The sequence below is a fragment of the Streptomyces sp. NPDC025833 genome (genome assembly GCF_055558055.1).
On record NZ_JBVHNF010000025.1, the window covers coordinates 1 to 20,776 of the forward strand.

Genomic DNA, 20,776 nt, shown 5'->3' on the forward strand with positions numbered 1-20,776 from the left:
TTCGCGATCTCCCACAGCCCGTCCGGAACAATCCAACTCCACGTATCCCGCCCCATGCTGAGTCCAACGACGCCTCACCACATAGGACACGGTCTAAGGGCGCGCAGAGAATCAACACGCTGGTTTGATCTTCGTTGGCGGCTGGTTGCCATACCTGTCGAGGTGGGCAGCGAGGTCTGCTGGAGTGCGGAATCTGGCTGTTGACGGCGGGATCGTGGGGCCAGACTTGGCCAGGAGGGGTCGCACTTCCTGGATGGCGCGGGTGAGGGTGCTTCCGGTGACGCCGAAGAGCTGGGCGAGCAGATGGTGGGTACCGATCTCGCGCAGGTAGAGCACGGCGGCCAGGATCCGATCGGCGTCGGAGAGCTTGTCCTTGGCGCCCGCACCGCGTGCCCGGCGGCGTTGGCCGCCCCGTCGCTCGTGGCGGAGCCGCTCGCGCTGCTCGGCCAGCGCAGGGATCAAATCGTCAAGCACGGTGTCCATTTCGGGGACGGTCATGCCGGTCAGCTCCGGGTGCCGGAGTGTGGAGCCGTCGAGGTGGGCTCGACCAGCAGCCGACCCTGCGGTGGTCGCGATGGTTGCGGGTTTCGACCGCGGACCGGGAGCGGGCGGGACATCGGCGGGATGGAGCGTGTAATTCCAGTCTCCGTAAAAGCGGTGCCTGCTCATCGCCAGGGCGTCGATTTCGGCGTCGGTGACCTTGATTCCGGTGTCGTAGGTGTTGGTGTCGAGTTCGGCCTCGACCCGCAGCCCGGTGCGGGTAGTGGTGGCCGCGATGGTATTCACGATGACGTCGTGGCTGGTCAGCGGTCTCCCACGCCAGTTCATGGAGATGTGGGAAAACAGCCGGTGCTCCACTTGATTCCACTTTGATGTGCCGGGCGGCATATGGCACACCGTGACCTGTAGGCCGGTCTCGGCCGAAGGGCTGCGAGTTCGGTCTTCCAAGCGCGGGTGCGGTAGCCGTTGGAGCCGCCGGCGTCCGCAGTGATCAGCAGCCGTGCGGCGTGCGGGTAGTCGTGCCGGCCACGGGCATGCCACCAGCGGCGGATCGAGGCGACCGCAAAGGCAGCGGTGTCGTGGTCGCACCCGACGTTGACCCAGCCGGTGTTCGCAGTGGTGTCGTAGATCCCGTACGCAATCGCCTTGCCGGGCCCCTGCCGGTCGAGGAAGTCGTGCGTCTTGACCTTCACCGGGTCGCCTTGAGGCTGCCACTCGCGCCCAGCGTTCTTGTACTCGCCGACCAGTTCTTTCTTCTTGGTGTCCACGCTGATCACCGGATCCCCGGCGTCCCGGTGATCACGGGCTTGTTCGTTGATGTAGCGGAACTGCGCGTCGCGGTCTGGATGCTGGGTTCCTTCGATCGTCTTGGCGTTGGCCTGCAGGCTGAAGCCCTCCTCGCGCAGCAGATCGCCGACAGTGTCCGCCGAGACGCGGTGGCCTTGCCGGGTGAGCTCGTCGGCGAGCTTGCGTGTCGACTTCGTCGTCCAGCGCAGTGCAGACATCGGGTCCCCGCGCATATCCGGCTCGACCAGCGCCAGCAGTGCAGGTCGTAACCCCGGATCCACCTCGGCGGCCCTCTTGCGCCCGCCGCCGGGGCGGCGGACTCGCCCCGGCGGCTCCACGCCCGCTTCCAACTCGTCGACACCCTTGCGGACCGTGGTCTCGCTGACCTCGGCCGCCTGCGCCACAGCCCGGATCCCACCGTGCCCCAGGATCCGGGCCTCGGCTCCCATCAGCAGACGACGCTGACGTTCGTCCAGGTGCGGAAACAACACCGTCGATCTCAAGGCGAGTTGATCACGAATCTCCTGCGATATGGCCATACCACATCAACGAGCCAGATCCACGGAAGCAACGCCTTGATTCTCTGCGCGCCCTTAGCGGCGCTGCTGAACAGCAGTGTCTGGGGCGCGGACGCCCTGGGTGACGACGTCAGTGCCTACGTCGCCGAACGGCTGAGAGGCTCGCGCGCTTGCGCACCTGCCTCGGGCAAGCCCGCCATCGGCAGCCCCAGGGCTTGCCCAGGCGAGACGGAGGACGGCCTGCTGACCTCACCGGAGTACATAGGAGGCGGTGGGCTGCGAAATGGTCAATCTGCTCCACGGCCTGCTGTCTCATTTTTTTTCTGATCCCCACACATCACACAGATCAGAGCCCTGCGCCGGTACATGCTCCCTTTATGGCAGGCAGGGCACTTTCTTGCCACGCCTCTGTCGACCCTTGATGGGTGCGCGTGTGTCAGGGCTACAGTGACCGGGTCGTGAACGGTTTGGATCAAACCATTCTTCTCCGTTTCGCGGCTGGCCCAGCGCATCGAGGGGGGACGCGTCCGTACGGTCAGTCCGCTCTCGGTTCGCTTCCATCCATTCAAGGAGGGGGAGCCCGTGCGCCGGTCCGCACCAGCCGTCGCTCTCACTGCTGCCGTCTGCGTCGCCGCGAAGTGCATGCAAAGCCTCGGTTTCCGCTTCACCCCGTCTCCGTCCGGTACGCAGCCAGCCGCTAGCTACAACGCGATCAAACAGCCAGCGAGTGGTGCTCCTCGGCTTCGTGCATGGGCCGGAACGGGCGCAAGGTGAAGAGCCTGAACGACACCGAGGACCGGTTCGCGCAGCCGAATCTTCCTGGCATCAGGCCGCGGAAGTCGGAAGTGTCGTTGGCTGTGGACGATGTGGCCCTGCAAGAAGACCTCCGGCCTGGTGACCATCTGGTACGAGACGGGAATCGCCTATCAGAAGAAACAAATAGCCTCCCACAAGAAGGAGTTAGGAGCGGAGAAGAACCGCGACGCCAAGATGATCGAGAGGACCGGCGCCATTCTCGCAGCCAAGCATTGAGCGGGCTCCCAACAGGTGCTCCACAGTACGGTATCGAGCCGCCGATCGAGCGAATCCGCCTACCGCCCATACATTCACTACAGTGAGCGTCGCAGCTAGGGACATCCCCACAATCTCTAGTTTCTTTTTAGAGTGGAAATCACCCCTACAGCGGCTGCTTGAGTCCGCATGGAGCGAGAGCGCTATTGAGGCAGCAACCGGGAGGCCGGAGTCGTCCGTGCCGCGCGTCAGTACTGGAAGTGAAACAGATCAGCGCGGGCACAGTCGCAGGGCCCGACACCGCTGGTTCACCGCCTGCCGCGGCAACGTGACAGTAGTCCTCACCGCTCCGGAACAGACATCGTCCCGCTAATGCCAAGGCCGTCGCTCGGCAGTTCTTGACGTCACTGGCCGACCACCAAGTTCTCGGCCTTCCACCAACTCTCCCGGCCGGGGGCCAGGCCGAGCCGTACCCAACAGGGCGTGGGGACCACAACGAGAAACGAGGAAGACTCTGTTGAGATTCACAAGACGAACATACCCACGGCTGGCGGCAGCGCTGGCCTGCGCCGCGCTGACCGCCGGTGCCATGCAGGCCGCACCCGCTTCCGCGGCGCCACCCAGTCCGCCGCAACTAGGCCAAGTCACGCCGGCGCCGGACAGGCAGAATGCCAAGCCCACCAGTAGGCCGCACACATTCAGCATCCCATCCGCGCAGCGGCAAAAGCTACTGGGCAAGGACTTCAAGAAATCCAAAGATGTCGCCTGGACCACCACTGGCGACGCCCAGGGCTTCCACCTGCTTACTGCTGCCCGGAGCAGAGGCTACGCATGGACCACTCTGGCCTCTCTGGCCGAGCCCGGTTTCGACGCCGATCAGTGGATCGGTAACGCCTGCGTCACCGGTTCCGGTAAGCACGCCGTCGTGGTTTACGCCCCGCGCACCTTTACGAACGATCCGAGACTGATGGCCCGCGGCGGCTTCACCGCCGTCGTCAACCTCACGACCGGCGAGACCACCAAGCTGAAGCTGAACGCCTCGCTCAGCTACTACAACCCGGGCTGCGGCATAGGAGATGACGCCGTACTCACCCAGTCCCCAGGCCAGGACAAAGCACAGACCCGGCTGTTCCATCTGGACGCCGCCACCGGCGAACTCTCCGACCCGATCAGCACCAGGGGGCAGGTGACCTCAGCCACCCCCGGTCAACATGGCGCAATCGTCGCTGCGTTCGGCCGCAACCTCATCGAGATCAACGGCAAGGGTGGCAAGCACACACTGGCCACACTCGCGACTACCCCGTACCGCATCGCCCCCGACCAAGCCGGCGGCTACACCTTCGTGCAGCGATCTCACATCGCGAGCATCGAAAACACCGAGACAGCCACCATAAAACACTGGCAGGCCGGAAGACTCGTCGACCTCGCCTCCGGCAAGCTCGACGAAACAGGTCTTATCCAACAGGGCTCCAACGTCCTTTTGACGGGCAAGCTCAAAAAGATGGCAAAGAGCCTCCCGAGAGGCATCACCGTGCTCGTCGGCACCCAGCACGACGCGTCTGCGTCCACACAGGGCGAGCTGATCGTCCAGCACGCGGAATGGGCTGACGGTAAGGCATCACCTAAGTACCTCAACCGGGAGAAGGCCACCGAAGTCCGACCAGTCAACATCGTCGCTACCATCCGCGACACCGGGAAGTCAGCCACCTTCCAGATCAACCCCATTCAGGCGCGGTCCAAGAATTGGAAGACCTCCCGCGTGCCCTCCGCGCTGCTCCCTGTCAAGCCCAAGCAAGCTAGCAGGAACGGCCGTACGGTCGGGCAGCCCTTGCAGTCTACGGGTCTTCATGCGCTGGCCGGGATGAGTGCATCCTCCACCACGGGCTCGCGGGCAGAGATCGTCGAGTTGGAGCGCACATGTTCCGTACCCCGCAATGATGCCCGTAACCAAGCGATGCAGCCCAAGCCGCGCCAGGTTGAATGGGCCGTCGACAAGGCCATCACCGGCAAGCTCAACATCGGTGCCAGCCGACCTGCGAACTGGAAGAACCTGGGCATGCCCGCATACGGCCCCCAGACCCTTTTCCCCAAGCCCGAGTTAGCCGGCGGTGGACGTGTCCCCGCTCAGGTGTTCCTCGGCATCACTGCCCAGGAATCCAACATGTGGCAGGCCGCACGGGAAACCGTCCCTGGTGTTACCGGCAACCCGCTGATCGGAAACTATTACGGCATCGACCTCTACGACGGCGACTCCTACAACGACTGGGACGTAAACTGGTCCAAAGCCGACTGCGGCTACGGCATTACTCAAGTGACGGACCACATGCGTCTGGCAGGCCGTGAGCACGGCAAGGGCGGTGCTGCCCTGCCGTACGACACGCAGCGCGCTATCGCCCTGGATTACGCCGCCAACGTCGCTGCCGGCATGCAAATCCTCGTCGACAAGTGGAACCAGACCAGGAACGCCGGGATGGTTGTCAACAACGGCGACCCCGCCAAGCTGGAGAACTGGTTCTTCGCGCTGTGGGCCTATAACGCCGGTTTCTACCCCAACGACGGGACCAACCTCTGGGGCGTGGGATGGACGAACAACCCCGCCAACCCTGAATGGGACGAGTCCCGCACCCCCTTCATGGAGACGTCCACCGGCGCGGAGGACGCCTCTGACGCGGCGCACCCGCAGAACTGGCCCTACCCCGAGAAGGTTCTTGGGTTTGCCGCGCACCCTCCGGCGTTCCTAGAGTCGCCGGGAACGATGGTTCCCGCCTTCCGTGCCGCCTGGTGGAACGGTGGCACGGGCGATGCCACCATATCGGGGTCGGCGTCGTACAACCGGGCCCACGTGAAGCCGCCGATCGACCAGTTCTGCACCAGCGCCAACGCGTGTGACGCATCGAAGATCTCAACCTCGGCGTCCAATCAGAGCCCCAGCTCGGGACCGTGCAACCGCAGTGACCTGAAGTGCTGGTGGCACCAATCAGTGACCTGGAAGTCGGACTGCTCCTACTCCTGCGGTAACGAGTTCTTCCGCTTCACCAGCCCGGACTACGACGCCGAGCAGGCGGACGGCTCCGCCTACCCGCCCGCCTGCGCGCGCATGGGTCTCCCAACCAGCGCGAAGATCATCGATGACGTGCCGACCGGCACCCCCGTCGTCCGGCCCTCGTGCTATAACGGCGACTGGATCAACTCAGGCAGCTTCGGCCTCGATTTCGGCAATGGCGAATGGGGCGTGGCGCACGACGGCAGCGTTGCCACCGTCTGGCCCAGCAAGGTCGACCTGCACCAGCTGGGTGCCGGCTTCAACGGACACTTCTACTTCGGCCACTCCCGAGGCGATGACACCAAGGGCAATCGTCTCAAGATCACCGGCACCTGGACTCTCGACTCCGCGATCAACGGTGCCGCGAAGATCTGGATCCATCTGCCCGACCATGGTGCCCAGACCGGTGACGCCGAGTACAACGTGTACACGGCCAAGGGCGTCAAAACCCGCATCGTCAACCAGAGTGGCTCTTCCAATCGCTGGGTACCGATCGGGGCCTTCATGTTCAACGCTGCTCCCAAGGTCAGTTTGTCCACCACGACCCGGGACGGCACCGGGGACCAGGACATCGCATGGGACGCCATTGCCGTCGAACCCATCAACGGTAAGTACGTAGAACGCTCCATCACCGCCGTGAGCGTCTTCGACCCGGCTCAGAACATCGACTCCAACATGCCAGCGAGCATGAACACGCCTCTGCGTACCCGTCAAACGCTCTACGACTGGGCTCGTGGGCACGCCTACCAGGGCCCTCGCTGGGATAACAGAGACGTAACCGTGAACGGCGTGACGTGGTTCCCCCGCTGCTCAACCGCGACACCGAATGAAAACTGCTCCGGCCAAAAGAGCTGGGACGCCACAAATCAGTGGTGGCAGTGGATCAAGGAGGGCGGGCTGAACGGCAACAGCACCGACGGGTCCGCGCCGAGCATGGCCATCCCGGTGTGGATGGCCATGGCCAACTCGCGTCCCAATACCGCCCTGCCCGCATCTGAGGCCTTCAAGGACCCCAACAGCTACAAGATCAAGACGAAGGTGGACGTTTCCTACATAGCCGACAGTACCACCGGGAAGATCATCGAGGGCAGCGAGTCCTCCGGACTCGACGCCCGAGTGGGCAACGCCCACCTGCCGTACTTCGTCACCGATTTCATGAAGGCAGTGGAAGCCGACTATGGCATCGCCAAGCCGGACATCGACTACCTCACCAAGGATGCCCTCACCTACGGCCGCGACCAGCTCGTCTCCCCCTACACTGACGGCGACACCCCTGGCCAGGCATTCTTTCCCCACCTGCGTGCGGCTCGGGTGAATCCCGAGGACACGTGCGTCGACGTGCGCGCCGTCGGCGGCGGCGTCCACGGCTACCGGCCGATGGTCGCCCACAAGTACATCAACGACAACGTCAAGGGCTGGGTCGATGAGATCAACACCAGTCCGGACACCAACTACGCCATCCGCTCCCTGGCGGGCGACATCTACTCGCTGTTCTTCAAGAACGACGGCAACAACAATGCCTACGGCTCCATGATCGGCAACGCGCCACCGATCTGGCAGGACATCGCAGCCCAGTTCTGCACCGACGGATCGGTCAAGCCGTTTCACGCCGCCGCCGACCGCGACATGGACCCCGACTACAGCCTCGTCTACCAGTCGTACATGCCCGACCTGTATGTCTACGTCGACGACCGCATGACCGACAATGCAGGCCAGCCGAGCTCCTCACCCGTATACGCGGGAGACTGGCGGAACTTCTCCAACCTTCCGGTCGGCTACGGCCACGCCTACGGCACGTGCGACACCAATGCTCGCGGCTCCGGCGGCAACCCCTGGGGTACTGCGCCACCCATCCCCGTGGTCGGCGATGGCCCAGGCGAGCGGCCGACCGAGGTCAGGCACTGTGACCTTCCCCTGACCACCTTCAACAGTCACATCACCCCGTGAAGGGCAACCTGCGCGAACTATCATGAGACAACGGGGCCCGTCAGCAGCCGCTGACGGGCCCCGCCCAGGTCAGCGGAGCCCGACCCGTGAGACAGGAACCTTCATGATTCTGGCAGCACTCTCGCCGATCATTGCGCCGTTATGGTGCGTAATCACCGGTCTGTTCTGCATTCGCATCGGTCGTCAGTCGGAATCGGCGCGCGTGGGTTGGTTCTTTTTCCTTGTGATCGGCCTGCTCCCCATTGGAACGCTGTTCGCCCTCATCGGCAGTATCATCCCTGTCGTCGTCGTGGCAGGCATCGCCGTCCTGGTCATCACCCTGATGTTCCTTGACTGGTACGGCGAGAGAGCCAGCTGAACACTTCCCGGATGCGGTCGCGTTGTACCAGTCGCGACCCGAGGCGACGATCCGGCAGGTCGCTGCCGATCTGAGGGTCAACCCCGAAACGCTGCGGAACTGGGTCCGGGCGGCTGGAGCGAGCCGGCCCCGGGGGGCGCCGGGCAGAGGCGCCCGCCGAGCCGCCCACGCCACTGGAGGTGGAGAACGCGCTCTGCGGAAGAAGGTCCGTGAGCTGGGGGAGGAGCGCGAGATCCTGCGGAAGGCGGCAAAGTATTTCGCCGGGGAGACGCGCTGGTGAACCGCTTCCAGTTCGTCGCCGACCACCAGCGCCGCTACGGCGCGAGGCGGCTGTGCGCCATGCTGGGCATCACCCGCTCCAGCTTCTACTACTGGCGCCTGACCGCCGAGGTCCGCGCGGCCCGACAGGCAGCCGACGCCCGCCTGGCCGCCCTGATACGGGCCGTGCACCGCGAGTCGGACGGCACCTACGGCGTCCCCAGGGTCACTGCCGAGCTCCGCGGGGACGGCGAGCGGGTCAACCAGAAGCGCATCGCGCGCGTGATGCGGAGCATCAACCTGGTGGGCGTGCGGCTGCGACGCCGGCACCACACCACGATTACGGACCCGGCTGCGGCGAAGGCACCAAACCTGATCGGCCGCGACTTCACCGCCAGTGAACCGAACACCAAGTACGTCGGCGACAGCACCTACGTCCCCGTGGACGGCGCAAAGACGGCGAGCCGGGCGGCTCGTGCGGTTGGCCAGCCACGTCGGCCGGGCAGGGTCTCCCGCTTGAGCGAGGCGGAGAACGACTCCGCGGCGGCGTTGTCCGCCGAGGTGCCGCCCGCTCCCATGCACCGGCGGATTCTGGCGCGGTAACAGGCGTCGGCGAATGCCTTCGACCCGTACTGGGCCCCGTGATCGCTGTGAAAAATGACGCCGCCCACCTGTCCGCCGCGGGTTCGGATGGCCGCGTTGAGTACGTCGGTGACGAGTTCGGCCCGCATGTGATCGGCCATCGACCAGCCCAGCAGGCGGCGGGAGAACACGTCGATGACGGTGGCCAGATACAGGAATCTCCCGCCGGCGATGGGCAGATAGGTGATGTCGCCGACCCAGGCCCGGTCGGGGGCGGGTGCGGTGAAGTTCCGCCGCAGCAGGTCGGGCACCGCCTGGGCGGTGGGGTCCGGGATCGTAGTGCGGTGTCGCCGTCGCAACATCCCTGGATGCCGTGTTGACGCATGAGCCGCTTGATACGCTTGCGGTTCACCATCACACCGCCTGCGCGGAGTTCGGCGGTGATCCGCTTGGCTCCGTACGTCCGCCCGGACTCGGTGTGGACCGTGCGTATTCGTTGGGTGAGTGCGGCGTCCGCGGCCTTCTTCGCGGCTCGGTCCGGGGCGGTCTTCAGCCATCGGTAGAACCCGGACCTCGACAGGTCCAGAACGGTGCACAGCCGCTTCACGCCGAAGGCGCCGCGGTGGTCGGCAACGAACTCGAAGCGGCTCACCAGTTCGTCTCGCCCGCGAAATATTAACCAGCAGCGCAAGCGGTTCCGTAAGGACACCGTGCTGATCGTGGACGGGACCCTGGTCCCCACCCGCGACCACCAGATGGCCGAGCAGTCGAAGAACTACCGGTACTCCACCAACCACCAGGTCGTGATCGACGCCGACCCCCGGCTCGTCGTCGCCGTCGGCCGGCCGGTACCGGGCAACCGCAACGACTGCAAGGCGTGGGAGCTGTCCGGCGCCAAGGACGCCGTCGGCAAGACCACCGTCATCGCCGACGGCGGCTACCGGGGCACCGGCCTGGTCATCCCACACCGCCGAGAGCCAGGCCAGGCCGACCTCCCCGGCTGGCAAGAGGAGCACAATGCCTCCCACCGCAAAGTCCGCGCCCGCGTCGAGCACGCCTTCGCCCGCATGAAGACCTGGAAGATCCTCCGCGACTGCCGCCTGAGAGGCGACGGCGTTCACCACGCCATGCTCGGCATCGCCCGCCTGCACAACCTCACCCTTGCCGGGTAACGGCGAGACAAGCAGGTCAGCGGACACGTCGTAGATCATTTACGGGACAGCCTCTAGGAACTCACCGCACGGAGGTCTTCGTGTCCCACCGTATGCCCGGCTGACCGTCTTCGGTAGGCGCCTGTTGGTCGAGCGGGTCCGCTCGGGCCGCCCGGTCGCCCATGTCGCAGCCGAGATGGGTATATCGCGGGCCACCGCGCACAAGTGGATGCAGCGGTGGCGGGCCGAAGGTGACGCCGGCCTGGCCGACCGCTCCAGCCGGCCACGCACGACACCTCACCGGACTCCGGCCGACATCGAAGCCAAGGTCTGCGAGCTGCGGCAATCCCGCAAACTGGGACCGGCGAGGATCGGCCCGATCCTGAGCCTCCCGGCCTCGACGGTCCACCGGATCCTGACCCGTCACCAGCTCCATCGGCTGGCCTGGCTCGACCGTCCGACCGGCACCGTGATCCGCCGCTACGAGCGTGAGCGGCCCGGCGAACTCCTCCACGTCGACGTCAAGAAACTCGGCCGGATCCCCGACGGCGGCGGTCACAAGGTCCTGGGCCGCCAGGCAGGCCGCGCCACCCGCAGCGGTATGGGCTTCGACTACATCCACTCCGCCGTCGACGACCACACCCGCCTCGCTTACAGCGAGGTCCACGGCGATGAGAAGGCCGCCACCTGCGCTGCCTTCCTCCGCCGGGCCGCGGCCTTCTTCACCGCGCACGGCATCGACCGCGTCGAGCGGGTTCTGACCGACAACGCCTGGCCCTACCGCAAGAGCTTCGCCTGGCAGCAGGCCCTGGCCGACCTCGGCGCCAGGGGCAAGCTCACCCGCGCCTACCGGCCGCAGACCAACGGCAAGGTCGAACGCTTCAACCGGACCCTGCTCGACGAGTGGGCCTACCTGCGGCCCTACACCTCCAACGACGAGCGAACAGCAGCCCTGGCAGATTTCCTGCACACCTACAACCACCACCGCTGCCACACCGCACTCGACGGTCACCTCCCGATCAGCCGCGTCAACAACGCTGCGGATCAATACACCTAGGGCGTGTGGATCGGACGGGGGTGGCCATCAGCCTGCGTGTGGGCGTGAGGTAGGCCTGTGTCTGCGGAGTCCTCCCGCTGGCTCCAGTGGCGCGATATCTGTTTTGTCCTTCCGTGTGGGTGATCACCGCGCGCGGTATTCGCTCAGTCGCGGCGAATCGAGCCGCGAGAGCCCGGCACCGACCCGGGAACACCGGGCGGGGCAGCGGTCAGCCGATAGTGTGCATGACCGCGGTGGTGACGGCTTTTGCGGTTTTCGGCTCATGTGTTTGTTCCGGAGCTGTGACGGCGAGGACCAGGTCTCCGCGGGAGGCGGTGAACCAGCCGGTGATCGGCTTGTCGCTGTCGACGAACTGGTCGGCTACCCCTCCGAAGGCGGCACCGGTGAGGCCGGAGGCATCGGCGTACGCGTGCATCAGCGCTCGCAGGTCGCCACGCACGTGTTCGGGGAGAGACCGACGGGTTCGGGCCGGTGTTTTCCCGCTGGTTGCGGGGTCGATGAGCAGGGGCTGACGGAATGTGCCGCTCTGGACGGTGGCGGCGACGGAGGCGAGGTTGAGAGCGTTGAGACGCACCTCGCCCTGGCCGATTGCGGCTGCGGCCTTGTCGGCTCCGTTCAGTTCCGGGACGGCGCCGTCGGCTGTGGTGACACCGGTCTGCCAGTCCAGGCCGAGGCCGAAGACATCACGGGCCTCCAAGGCGAGGTCCCGGCCGGTGAGTTCGTCGGCGAGGCGTACATATCCGGTGTCACAGGCATGGGCGAAGACCTCGGCGAACGGCGCGTGTTCTGAGGTCCATCGACCGGGATTGGTGAACGTCCTCCCTCCGTAGGGAGCGCTTGCAGGGCAGCCGACTCGTGTGTTGGGGATAACTGCGCCGTGCTCGAGGAGGGCAGCGGCGGTGACGAGTTCGAATGCCTGTCCCGGTGCCTGCACGCCTGTTAGGGCGGGGTCGAATCCCTCTTCGGTGGTGTGGACGGCAAGCACGTCACCGGTGCTGGGCTGGATGGCGACCGCTGCGGCACCGGGATACCGGGATGCCGCCGTGTCCACGGCCTGCTGCGTGCGCGTGTCCAGGCGGGTGTGCAGCCGCGCTTCCTCTCCTGTGCCCAAGGTGGCGACGATGCGTCCGCCGTCTTCGTCACCGGCAGAGGAAAGCCGTATGGCGAGGGCCTGGGGGTCCTCGCCGGCGTAGCGGTCGTGTAGTTGTGCGAGAACCTGTGTCAAGCCGGGCTGGTCGTGAGCGGTGAGCCGGGCGCCGTTGCGGTCAGTGATGATGGTTGGTGCCGGTCTGGTGAATGCTCGCAGGGTGTATCCGCCTCCACCCGGGAGGGCGGGGTGGATTACCGAGCTGTGCCAGGAGACACGCAGGCGGTCGGTGGCCGGATCGTTCACCACGGACAGCCGGGAGGTATATCGCCAAGTTGCCTCGGTGTGGTGGTACGCGAGGCGGGCTACGACCTTGAAGGATACGGTGTCGCCCTCCGTGTGGTCGGGCGCCAGGTGGACGGAGTCGATACCGGTCCTGTTCCGGTAGGCGGTCAGCTCGGTCCGGGCCTGGCCGGGGTTGGTGGTCAGTCGCGCGGCCTTGTCGAGGTCACCGACCTGCCACGCGGACAGGAAGGCCCGAGCCGTGCCGTCGACACCGCCCGAGGCGGAGTCGTCCTGGAGGATGCCGCATGCCGCCGCCGTACTGGCCACAAGGGCGAGGACGAGGGCGGTTGCCGGGCGGCGGTTGGTACGCATCGGATTCCTTGCTTGGGGTCAGGTAAATCAACGGCGGAGAGCTTTGACGGGTTGGATGCGAGCAGCACGCCAGGCCGGATACAGCCCGGCCAGTAAACCGGTGGCGAGTCCGATCACCGGGGCGGCGAGTACCGTGCCGGGCTGTACGACCGGGGTCCAGTCGCGGGCGGCGGCGACACCGACCACTGTGGCCACGCCGAAGGAGGTCCCGGCCAGGCCACCCAGCGTGCCCAGTACGGCGGACTCGGTGAGGAATTGGGTGAGGATGTGGCGTGCGCGTGCACCGAGGGCGCGGCGTAGCCCTATCTCGCTGGCGCGTTCCATGACCGCCACGAGGGTGGTGTTGGCGATGCCGACGGCGCCTATGAACAGGCATACGCCGGCCAGGAGCAGGAACAGCTGGCCGAGATCCCGGTTCACGCCACTGCGTAGGCTTTTCGGGTCGGGCGGTGATACTGCCTGGAGGTACTCGGGGTGGTCCGGGCGCAGGGCAGTAGGGGCCTCGCGGGCCACCTGCCGTGCGGCTCCGATGCGGGTGGAAATGAGCATGTCCGCCCCGTCCTTGGGCGGCCCCCACAGCCCTTGGGCCGTGCTGCGGGGCACGATCACCGAGAGCAGCACGTCAGTCCTCCGGTGTACGTTGCCGATGATCCCGATCACGGTGAACGCATGGTCGCCGATGAAGACCGCGGGCTGGGTGTCCAGGGTGGTGATGCCGAGCTTCCTTGCGATTCCCGCTCCGAGCAGCGCGACTGGCTGCCGAGTACGGTCGTGCCAGCAGTCGAACAGCCTGCCTTGTCGGAGTGCCGGTTCGGTGGCTTGCACGGCTCCCGAGGAGGCGGCCACGACCTGGATCTGGCTGCCCGCGCTGGCGCCCGCAATGGGCGCCGACCGCACCTGCTGCTCATTGCCGAGTTGTACCGGCCACAGCACCCCGGCCGCCTTCACTCCGTTGAGGCGTCTCACCCGCTCTTCGGCGTTGTAAGGAAAGGCGAGCGACACGAATTCGGTGTGCTCGTGCGCCACGTCGTGCACGGTGACCTCGGTGGCGGTCAGGCGGTTGAAGCGGCTGTCGATCTGGGAGGTCGCCGTAGCAGTCAGGCCCAGAACCGTGACGAATGCTCCTACGCCGAGCACGGTACCCAGAGCCGTCAGCACGGCACGGGCCGGGCGCTGGAGCACACCCGCGGTTGATTCCGAGATCGCGTCCCGCCAGTGGAAGCGCGACTTGTTCACCCTGATCTCACCCAGGTGCCCGCTCCGGCGATATCGCCGACGAAGTGATCCGAGTGTCACGTCGGCATGCCCGCCTCGGTCAGTATCCCGTCACGGATGCGCAACGTGCGTGTGCCACGCCCGGCGACCGCAGGATCGTGAGTGATGACGACGACGGTCACTCCACCTTGATTCAACTCCACAAGGAGATCGAGGACTTGTGCTGCGGTGGCACTGTCCAGGTTGCCGGTCGGTTCGTCACACAGCAGCAGCGAAGGGCTTCCTACGAGGGCACGGGCGATCGCGACGCGCTGGCGCTCGCCGCCGGAGAGGGTGGGTGGAAAAGCCTGGATCCGATGGCCGAGCCCGACCCGTTCCAGCGCCTCGCGGGCTCGATCGGACCGCTGCCGGCGTGGCACACGCTGGTAGACTAGGGCGAGTTGTACGTTCTCCAGCGCCGTACGGTGCGGCAGCAGGTGGAATGCCTGGAAAACGAACCCTATCCGCTGTCCGCGTACCGCCGCTCGTGCCGGTTCATCGAGCCGCTCGGTGTCGATCCCGTCGAGTAAGTAGCGGCCCCCGGTCGGCGAGTCCAGCAGGCCCACGATGTTCAGGAACGTCGACTTCCCCGAGCCCGACGGACCGACGACCGTCACGAACTCCCCCGGCTTAACATGCAGATTGCAGGGCAGGAACGCCGCCACAGGCGGTGGTCCCGGATATGTGAGCGCGGTCCGCTCCAGCGTGATCACCGGCACTGTCACCCCGCACCACCGATACCGGTGATGACCTTCTCCCCAGCGGCCAGGCGCGCCCCCTGAGCGGGCAGGACCTCGACGTATCCACCGCCGGTCGCCCCAGTAACCACCGGCACCCGTCGACGGCGGTCGCCGTCTTCCTCGATCGTCACCGCGGTGGTGCCGTCGGCGCCCGCAGAGATAGCAGTCACTGGCACCACCAGGACCTTCTCTTTGGTGGCGGCAGTCTGAATGGTTAATCTTACATCCTGCCCCGCCAAAGACGAGGGCAGTTCCTTGTCCGGTGCTACGGTCACGGCGAATCCCCGAGCTGCCGTCTCCGTCGTGGTCCCTGGCTCATCCTGGTCGCGAGCATCTGCCTGTGGGCGGCTGGCTGTATCGCCGATGGACCGGATCGTGGCCCGGGCTGTGGTCCCGTCGAGTTCAGACAGGATCTGCACAGGCTGTCCCGGCCGAACGAGAGTGCGCTGTTCGCGGGAGAGGAATCCCGTCACGACAAGCTGTCCGGCCGATAGAGTCATAGCGCTACCGGTAACCTGGGAGCCGACCGTCACAGCCACCTCGTCCACCCGGGCGGGGAAGCTTTTGAGAAACACCACTTCCGACGCGGACAGCATGGGTCCGCTCGCGGCCTTGGCGTCGGCGAGTCTTTTCTCGGCCCGTGCCAGATCTTCACGCGCGCGAGTGACGTTTATGAAGTGGTCACCGCCGTTCTTGCCGGGCGCCGCAGAGCCCTGACCAACTGACTGGACGTCCTGCAGGTGGCGGCGGGCATCAGTCGCCGCGTCCTGGGCGTCGGTCACCGTGTCCTCACCGTCGGCGCCGACGGACAACGGGTCGTAGCCGATACTGCGGTACAGGCCCGTCAGCGCGGACTTCGTAGCCGGCCCGAAAAACCCGGCGCGGTCCCCAACCACCGGGTGGCCGGTGACCTTAAGCGCTTGCTGAAGCTGGGCAACGTCATCGCCCTCGCTACCCGGCTTGAGGTCCCGGTACACCGGCAGCATGCCCTGCAGAGCGATGACAGGACGACCGGACACCTCCAGTAGCGGGTGTCCCGGGCGGAAAGTGTCCCCCGCCGTCACATTCACTTTTGTGACCATCGCGGAACGGGCTCCCTCCTGTCCGGATTCGGACGGCGTGACCTGAATGGTCTGAGATGCCGTGACAGTACCCCGGACGATCACCGAGTCCCGTAGTACCCGGTGCTCCACGGGAACGGTCATCACACTGGGCGGTGGAGGCGCCGTGTCGGCGGCGGCCTGTGCGGGAGATCTGATGAGCTGTGACGCGCTCAGCCCCAGCCCCGACACGGCGATGGCCGCGACCATCGCCGTGCCGAGAACGCGCCGGCGCCGGACGAATCCTCTTCCGATGGAGCCCGATCCGCCGTCGACCTGTCCCGTAGTGCGAGGTACCTCAACCACGGAGCGCCGCCTCCGCAGCCTTGACCGCCTCGATATTCTTCTCCTTGAGCTGCTGCAGGGCGAGTTGGTTATCCTCCACCTGCCGCTTCTGAATCGCCTCGTCGACGCCGTGCCAGATGCGCACCAGGTCCGTCTTTTCCTTGCAGGCGATGTCAGCCATCGCAACGGTGACTTCCACCTGCGACGCGGTCCCGCTCCCGTTCTTGGGCGCCAGATCGACCGCCGAGTAGGGGTCAGCCACCGTGTAGCCCTTCGACTTCATGCAGGTGGACCAGGCCGTGAGCGCTTCCTGCACACGGGGGTCTTCCTGTGACTTCACCAGGCTGTCGTGGTCCAGCTTCGACGGCAGCGTGAAGTCGATACGGGCTCCCAGCCTGTCGAACGCCTCTTGCTGACAACCGCCCCGCGGGATCTTCTTGCCTTGGTAGGTAGACGGAGCCTCCGCGGCGCGCGGGTTCAGCCCTTTGCGCCCGGTGAGCACCGCCACCGCGGCAGGAGTCAGCTTCGGGGGCTTGGGATGCTCCGCGAGGTCCGGCGGCAGCTCGTAACCGTACTTGGCGGCGCTGTTGCGGTCGCTGATCCCGTACCGGCGTGGCATGTTCGTGTCGTCCGCGTTCGGCGGCGGATTCACACCCGCCGGAGGAAAGGTGACCGTGAATCCGTAACGGGACATGCACTGGGTTTCCATGCTCCGTGCGGCGCGTTCGATCACCACGGAGTCCTGGTACGTCTGCATGTACTGCTGCAACGGCAGGGACAGCCCCTTGACGAGCCCTGTGTCCGCGACCGGCTTGGGCCACTTCGACGTGTCTGCGCGGATGGCGGTTGAGGGGGCCGACGAGGCGCTCGCCGAGGCAGCACGCGGGGCGGACGGCGACGAGGAGCACGAGGACACTAGGACAACCGCCGCGACGGCGACGACGCCGGCCGTCATCCGACCCCACCCATTATCAGGCGAAGTGAGAGGAAGCATTTTGGTTCTTCAGCGTGGCGTCGAGGTTGGTGGTGGTGGCACAGCCCCAGTAGTGCGGGATGGACTGCGAGTGCCCGGCGTAGCCCGAGTTGTAGTAGACGCGGTATCCGTCCGCCGCAGAGCAGTTATTGGCCGATTCCGCGTGGTTCTTTACGGCCGTCCCGGACCCGGTGCCCTGGTTGGAGTAGAACACGTAGATGTAATGGACAACAGCGGCGCCGCCATTGTACGAGACATACTCGCCCGCGTGATCGGGAACGTTGCCGTAGAACTGAGCGAAGCTTCCTGTCGGATTATCCCCTCCGGAAGCCGAGTTGTAGTATAGGAACAGGTCGCCCTCGGCGCAGCCCTTGAACTTGCAGTTGTCGCTGACGTACTCCGTGGTCGTCCCTGCCGCGGCCGGACCGGTCCCATACAGGACGGCCGATACGGCAGCCGCCAGTGCGGCAGCGACGACACCTAACTTCTTGAGACGCATGAGGTCTCCTCAAGTCGATTCATGACGGATACGGGCACCTGGCCGGCACCTCGACGGAACTCCCCGCTGCTATCACTCGTTCACGACGAGGAGACCAAGTTTGTCTAGTCCAATCGCGGGATAGCGACATCCAAGCACAGCATGAACACGTCGGACAAGCCCTTTCCAGCGCATGGTACGACGTGTTCGTCCCCGCTTGACACCCATGCCATCGGCGCGCTTTGTGCGTCGACCTGCGATGAGAGGGGCCCGACCGGCAAAAGGTCCGCACGGTCTCGACGCCCACCCCGACTATTCCACTTGATCGATTCTTTACCGAGTCGCTACTGTCGGCGACCAGGCTCTGCAGAGCGTTGGTTTCGGCGGCTGTCTACCCGAGCCTGCTCGTCAATCCACGACTTGCCGAGTTTTCTGTCCGGATTCGATTCACGGGGCGGGCGGCCGGTTTTCCATGATGCCGTTGGGAGGGGGCACGGGAACCGCCGCGTGGGGGCGCAGTCTGTGTCAGATTGCCGGTTGGGCAAGATGTTTTGTCGCCTTATGGACCTCAAGAGAAAGCTTGGTTGGTGTGGTCTGATGGCTGGTTGGATACGACTCGGCCCGTCCGCCTTGGCTCAGCGGCTGAGAACGGGCAGGGTCTAGGACGCCGATTGATTCAGGAGCGGTCGGCTACGGCGGCTGTGGGCTCCCGGAATCGGGTGCTGCCGGGCACGGGATCCAGGTTTCACCCTTCCCGACCAAGGTGGCCGGGGAGCATGGACGGACGCGTGAAGCGCCGGCGGTCTCCACACTCGGCAGGAGGCGCCCGCGCCGCGGCCGCGGGCGGTCGTACGTCATCCCCACGCCATCCGCCCGGCCCTCCTTGGAACGCACTGTCAGATCGGCAGCCGATTCGTCTTGGGGGAGCCTGCCGACCCGGCGTCTCACGTCGCGAACGACGAAGACGCCGGGCTCTTCTGGCCGGCGACGAGCCGGCGGTTGACGACGGAGCGCGTCCCGCTCAGCTCATCAGCCGTGGATGAGGGGCGACGAGCCCTGCAACTCCTGAGTGATGGGCCCCTTGGCATCACCTATGAGGTCGTAGACGATGGTCGCGTCCGACGACCAGTACACCTCACCGTCATAAAGAGTGGGCGGCGCGACGCAGGTGTTCGCCGGATCGTCCTGCCCCCACGTGACTTGGTCGTTGACGATCTGGGTCAGGTCACACGTCTTGCTCGTCACAACATGATCCTCGGAGGTCTGCATGAGGCGCTCCTCGATCCGCGTCGTAATCTTGAAGCTGTTGAACCTCACGTGGCCTTCCACGGCCTGCCAGTAGACCACCGACTTGCCGGTCATGTCGCCGCTCCACGCCCCGATGTTCTCCACCCAGAACGTCGTGCGTGGCTTCTGGTCCGGGAGGCCGACGGTGAATTCGGACTTGCCCGTCGCGGCGGCAGCCGGACTGGCCAGCAACATACCTAACGCGAGGGCGGAGGAAGCCAGACCGGCAGTGGTCATAAGCTTGCGCATGAGTGTTCCCTAAGAATGTTGGCCGGTCGGTAAAGACCGGGTGTGGCTGACGGGTGTTTACTGTTGACGGCTCGGAAGGAATGGCCCACACTTCACCAAAGGCCCCCTGACCAGGGATTTCCGCAACGACTCGGACGTTCAGCCCTGTAGGCAACGGGTGTCCGGGCGAACTGCGGCGCTGCCAAGGCTTCCCTACTGGTGCGAACGGCCGATTTCCTGTGGGCCAAAAAGGACACGCAGGGCCGACCGAATATTTTCGCTGCAGTACCGAAGAGCACTTTTCGCTGTCGGATTCGGTATGGATCCTCCTTCGGACAACGTGCCGGTACCTGCGATTTCCGGCCGTAGTGCTTGACTTGGCGGTGAGTGTGATCTCGCTCGCCGACACGGCCAACACACGTGGCCAGACCGCCAATCGAGATGGCTTCACTGCGGAGATCATTGTTGAAGCGGCGCCGTCGACTTCGTAAGAGAATCCCCTCTTTTTCGTCAGGCGGGGGAACACGGCAAGACATAACGCCATACGTGTACGTGCCCCCAACAGCGATACACGCGGACCGGGTTGCCCAACCCGGTCCGTCGAACGCCTGATCACTGTAGACCCAATGTGTCCCGCAGCAACAAGGTTGATCAAAACCAGCAACGACTCGGCCTTACCTGTCCTCGGCAGCGGGGAGTGTCCCACCATGTCCTGGCCTGGGGAGTCCTTGTTAAGCGGAATGGTGGGGACGGAGGAGGTGCGACTAATAGATTGGCCAGTTTCGCTACACGTGCATTGGCCCGGATCCTCGAACACAGGCCATACGACTGGTTTGCTATCCGCGATGCGGATCAGTTGGTGGTGGATGGTCCCGGAGGGACGGCAGGAGATCTCCGTGCGGGCCGGTGGACGCTGAGGCGGGCGAGAACCCAGTGCCGTCAGTCCTGATGGTGCCAGGGCCTCGGCGAGCGCGTTGTTCGCGCTGGAGCCGATCGTGCTCATGGACTGGCGGACGTCGGCCTGACGGCAGGCGTGCAAGGCTCGGCTGGTGCACTGGGTAGCGTGATCGGTGCGCAGAACCGCTCCGGCGAGGCCGCCGCAGGTGCGCTCGGCGGCGGCCAGGGCGTCGGTGACCATGTCGGCGCGCATATGGTCCGCGATCGCGCAGCCGGTCAGGCGGCGGGAGGCGAGGTTGACGACGGTAGCCAGGTAGAGAAATGGTTTCGTCGCCCGCGGATGGTGCTGCCGGCCCTCCAATGGGACGGTTTCTGACCGCGGGCAGTGTCAAGAACGGCATTCTGGCGTCGGTGCTGTCCAGTGACCGGTGGGCCCAGGTGATGGCGAGCGTTCCGCGCCGCGCCGGCGCGGCCCTGTGTCCTCCCAACTGCGCGCCGAACGACGACAGCGCGTGCGGACCGGACAACTCCGGCCCCTGCGGCCCGGCCGACGACGGCTGACACGACGCAAGGCGAGC

At 65.6% G+C, this 20,776-nt stretch carries 13 protein-coding genes and 5 pseudogenes; 8 read left to right on the forward strand and 10 right to left on the reverse strand.

Annotated features, from left to right (window positions below):
• Nucleotides 1-111 precede the first annotated feature (111 nt).
• Nucleotides 112-1,826, reverse strand: a pseudogene (locus ACZ4K2_RS33555) (ISAzo13 family transposase).
• 873 nt (nucleotides 1,827-2,699) lie between these two features.
• Here ACZ4K2_RS33555 and ACZ4K2_RS33560 point away from each other — a divergent pair.
• The 5 genes and pseudogenes from ACZ4K2_RS33560 to ACZ4K2_RS33580 all read left to right on the forward strand — a co-directional run.
• Nucleotides 2,700-2,837 carry a hypothetical protein gene (locus ACZ4K2_RS33560; protein WP_467479837.1) on the forward strand — a complete coding sequence of 46 codons (138 nt, stop codon included), beginning with the start codon at nucleotides 2,700-2,702 and terminating at the stop codon, nucleotides 2,835-2,837.
• A 496-nt stretch (nucleotides 2,838-3,333) separates the two neighbouring features.
• On the forward strand, nucleotides 3,334-7,806 hold the full coding sequence (locus ACZ4K2_RS33565; RefSeq protein WP_467479835.1) for a golvesin C-terminal-like domain-containing protein: 4,473 nt from the start codon (nucleotides 3,334-3,336) through the stop codon (nucleotides 7,804-7,806).
• Nucleotides 7,807-7,909: 103 nt separating this feature from the next.
• Nucleotides 7,910-8,164 (forward strand): hypothetical protein, encoded by a 255-nt coding sequence (locus ACZ4K2_RS33570; protein ID WP_467479833.1) that lies wholly within the window; start codon nucleotides 7,910-7,912, stop codon nucleotides 8,162-8,164.
• A gap of 22 nt (nucleotides 8,165-8,186) precedes the next feature.
• Nucleotides 8,187-8,444: a transposase gene (locus ACZ4K2_RS33575; protein WP_467769995.1), complete on the forward strand. Its 258-nt coding sequence runs from the start codon at nucleotides 8,187-8,189 to the stop codon at nucleotides 8,442-8,444.
• Between the two features lie 59 nt (nucleotides 8,445-8,503).
• A pseudogene (locus ACZ4K2_RS33580) lies at nucleotides 8,504-8,737 on the forward strand (IS3 family transposase); the annotation flags it as partial.
• A 137-nt stretch (nucleotides 8,738-8,874) separates the two neighbouring features.
• Here the strand turns inward: ACZ4K2_RS33580 and ACZ4K2_RS33585 are convergent.
• Nucleotides 8,875-9,677 (reverse strand): annotated as a pseudogene (locus ACZ4K2_RS33585) (IS3 family transposase); the annotation flags it as partial.
• A 7-nt stretch (nucleotides 9,678-9,684) separates the two neighbouring features.
• Between ACZ4K2_RS33585 and ACZ4K2_RS33590 the strand changes: the two are divergent.
• Together ACZ4K2_RS33590 and ACZ4K2_RS33595 are read left to right on the forward strand one after the other, a co-directional pair.
• Nucleotides 9,685-10,176, forward strand: a pseudogene (locus ACZ4K2_RS33590) (transposase); the annotation flags it as partial.
• A gap of 37 nt (nucleotides 10,177-10,213) precedes the next feature.
• Nucleotides 10,214-11,212 (forward strand): IS481 family transposase, encoded by a 999-nt coding sequence (locus ACZ4K2_RS33595; protein ID WP_467479841.1) that lies wholly within the window; start codon nucleotides 10,214-10,216, stop codon nucleotides 11,210-11,212.
• Between the two features lie 208 nt (nucleotides 11,213-11,420).
• Here the strand turns inward: ACZ4K2_RS33595 and ACZ4K2_RS33600 are convergent, their stop codons facing one another.
• The 8 genes and pseudogenes from ACZ4K2_RS33600 to ACZ4K2_RS33635 form a co-directional block, all read right to left on the reverse strand.
• Entirely contained in the window at nucleotides 11,421-12,956 is a 1,536-nt protein-coding gene (locus ACZ4K2_RS33600; protein ID WP_467479829.1) for a penicillin-binding transpeptidase domain-containing protein, read from the reverse strand.
• 27 nt (nucleotides 12,957-12,983) lie between these two features.
• Nucleotides 12,984-14,192 (reverse strand): ABC transporter permease, encoded by a 1,209-nt coding sequence (locus ACZ4K2_RS33605; protein ID WP_467479828.1) that lies wholly within the window; start codon nucleotides 14,190-14,192, stop codon nucleotides 12,984-12,986.
• A gap of 56 nt (nucleotides 14,193-14,248) precedes the next feature.
• Nucleotides 14,249-14,935 (reverse strand): ABC transporter ATP-binding protein, encoded by a 687-nt coding sequence (locus ACZ4K2_RS33610; protein ID WP_467479827.1) that lies wholly within the window; start codon nucleotides 14,933-14,935, stop codon nucleotides 14,249-14,251.
• The gene (locus ACZ4K2_RS33615) at nucleotides 14,932-16,032 is read right to left on the reverse strand and encodes an efflux RND transporter periplasmic adaptor subunit (RefSeq protein ID WP_467479825.1); all 1,101 of its coding nucleotides are present in this window, start codon (nucleotides 16,030-16,032) and stop codon (nucleotides 14,932-14,934) included. Before ACZ4K2_RS33615 ends, ACZ4K2_RS33610 begins: the two co-directional genes overlap by 4 nt.
• Before the next feature lie 316 nt (nucleotides 16,033-16,348).
• A complete protein-coding gene (locus tag ACZ4K2_RS33620; RefSeq protein ID WP_467479823.1) occupies nucleotides 16,349-17,071 on the reverse strand; it encodes a hypothetical protein in 723 nt (240 codons plus the stop codon).
• A 235-nt stretch (nucleotides 17,072-17,306) separates the two neighbouring features.
• Entirely contained in the window at nucleotides 17,307-17,807 is a 501-nt protein-coding gene (locus ACZ4K2_RS33625) for a hypothetical protein (RefSeq protein WP_467479821.1), read from the reverse strand.
• A gap of 1,008 nt (nucleotides 17,808-18,815) precedes the next feature.
• Nucleotides 18,816-19,322, reverse strand: a complete 507-nt coding sequence (locus ACZ4K2_RS33630; protein ID WP_467479843.1) for a hypothetical protein — start codon at nucleotides 19,320-19,322, stop codon at nucleotides 18,816-18,818.
• 1,024 nt (nucleotides 19,323-20,346) lie between these two features.
• A pseudogene (locus ACZ4K2_RS33635) lies at nucleotides 20,347-20,520 on the reverse strand (DDE-type integrase/transposase/recombinase); the annotation flags it as partial.
• Between the two features lie 89 nt (nucleotides 20,521-20,609).
• Between ACZ4K2_RS33635 and ACZ4K2_RS33640 the strand changes: the two are divergent.
• Nucleotides 20,610-20,759 carry a hypothetical protein gene (locus tag ACZ4K2_RS33640; RefSeq protein WP_467769991.1) on the forward strand — a complete coding sequence of 50 codons (150 nt, stop codon included), beginning with the start codon at nucleotides 20,610-20,612 and terminating at the stop codon, nucleotides 20,757-20,759.
• Nucleotides 20,760-20,776: the final 17 nt, after the last annotated feature.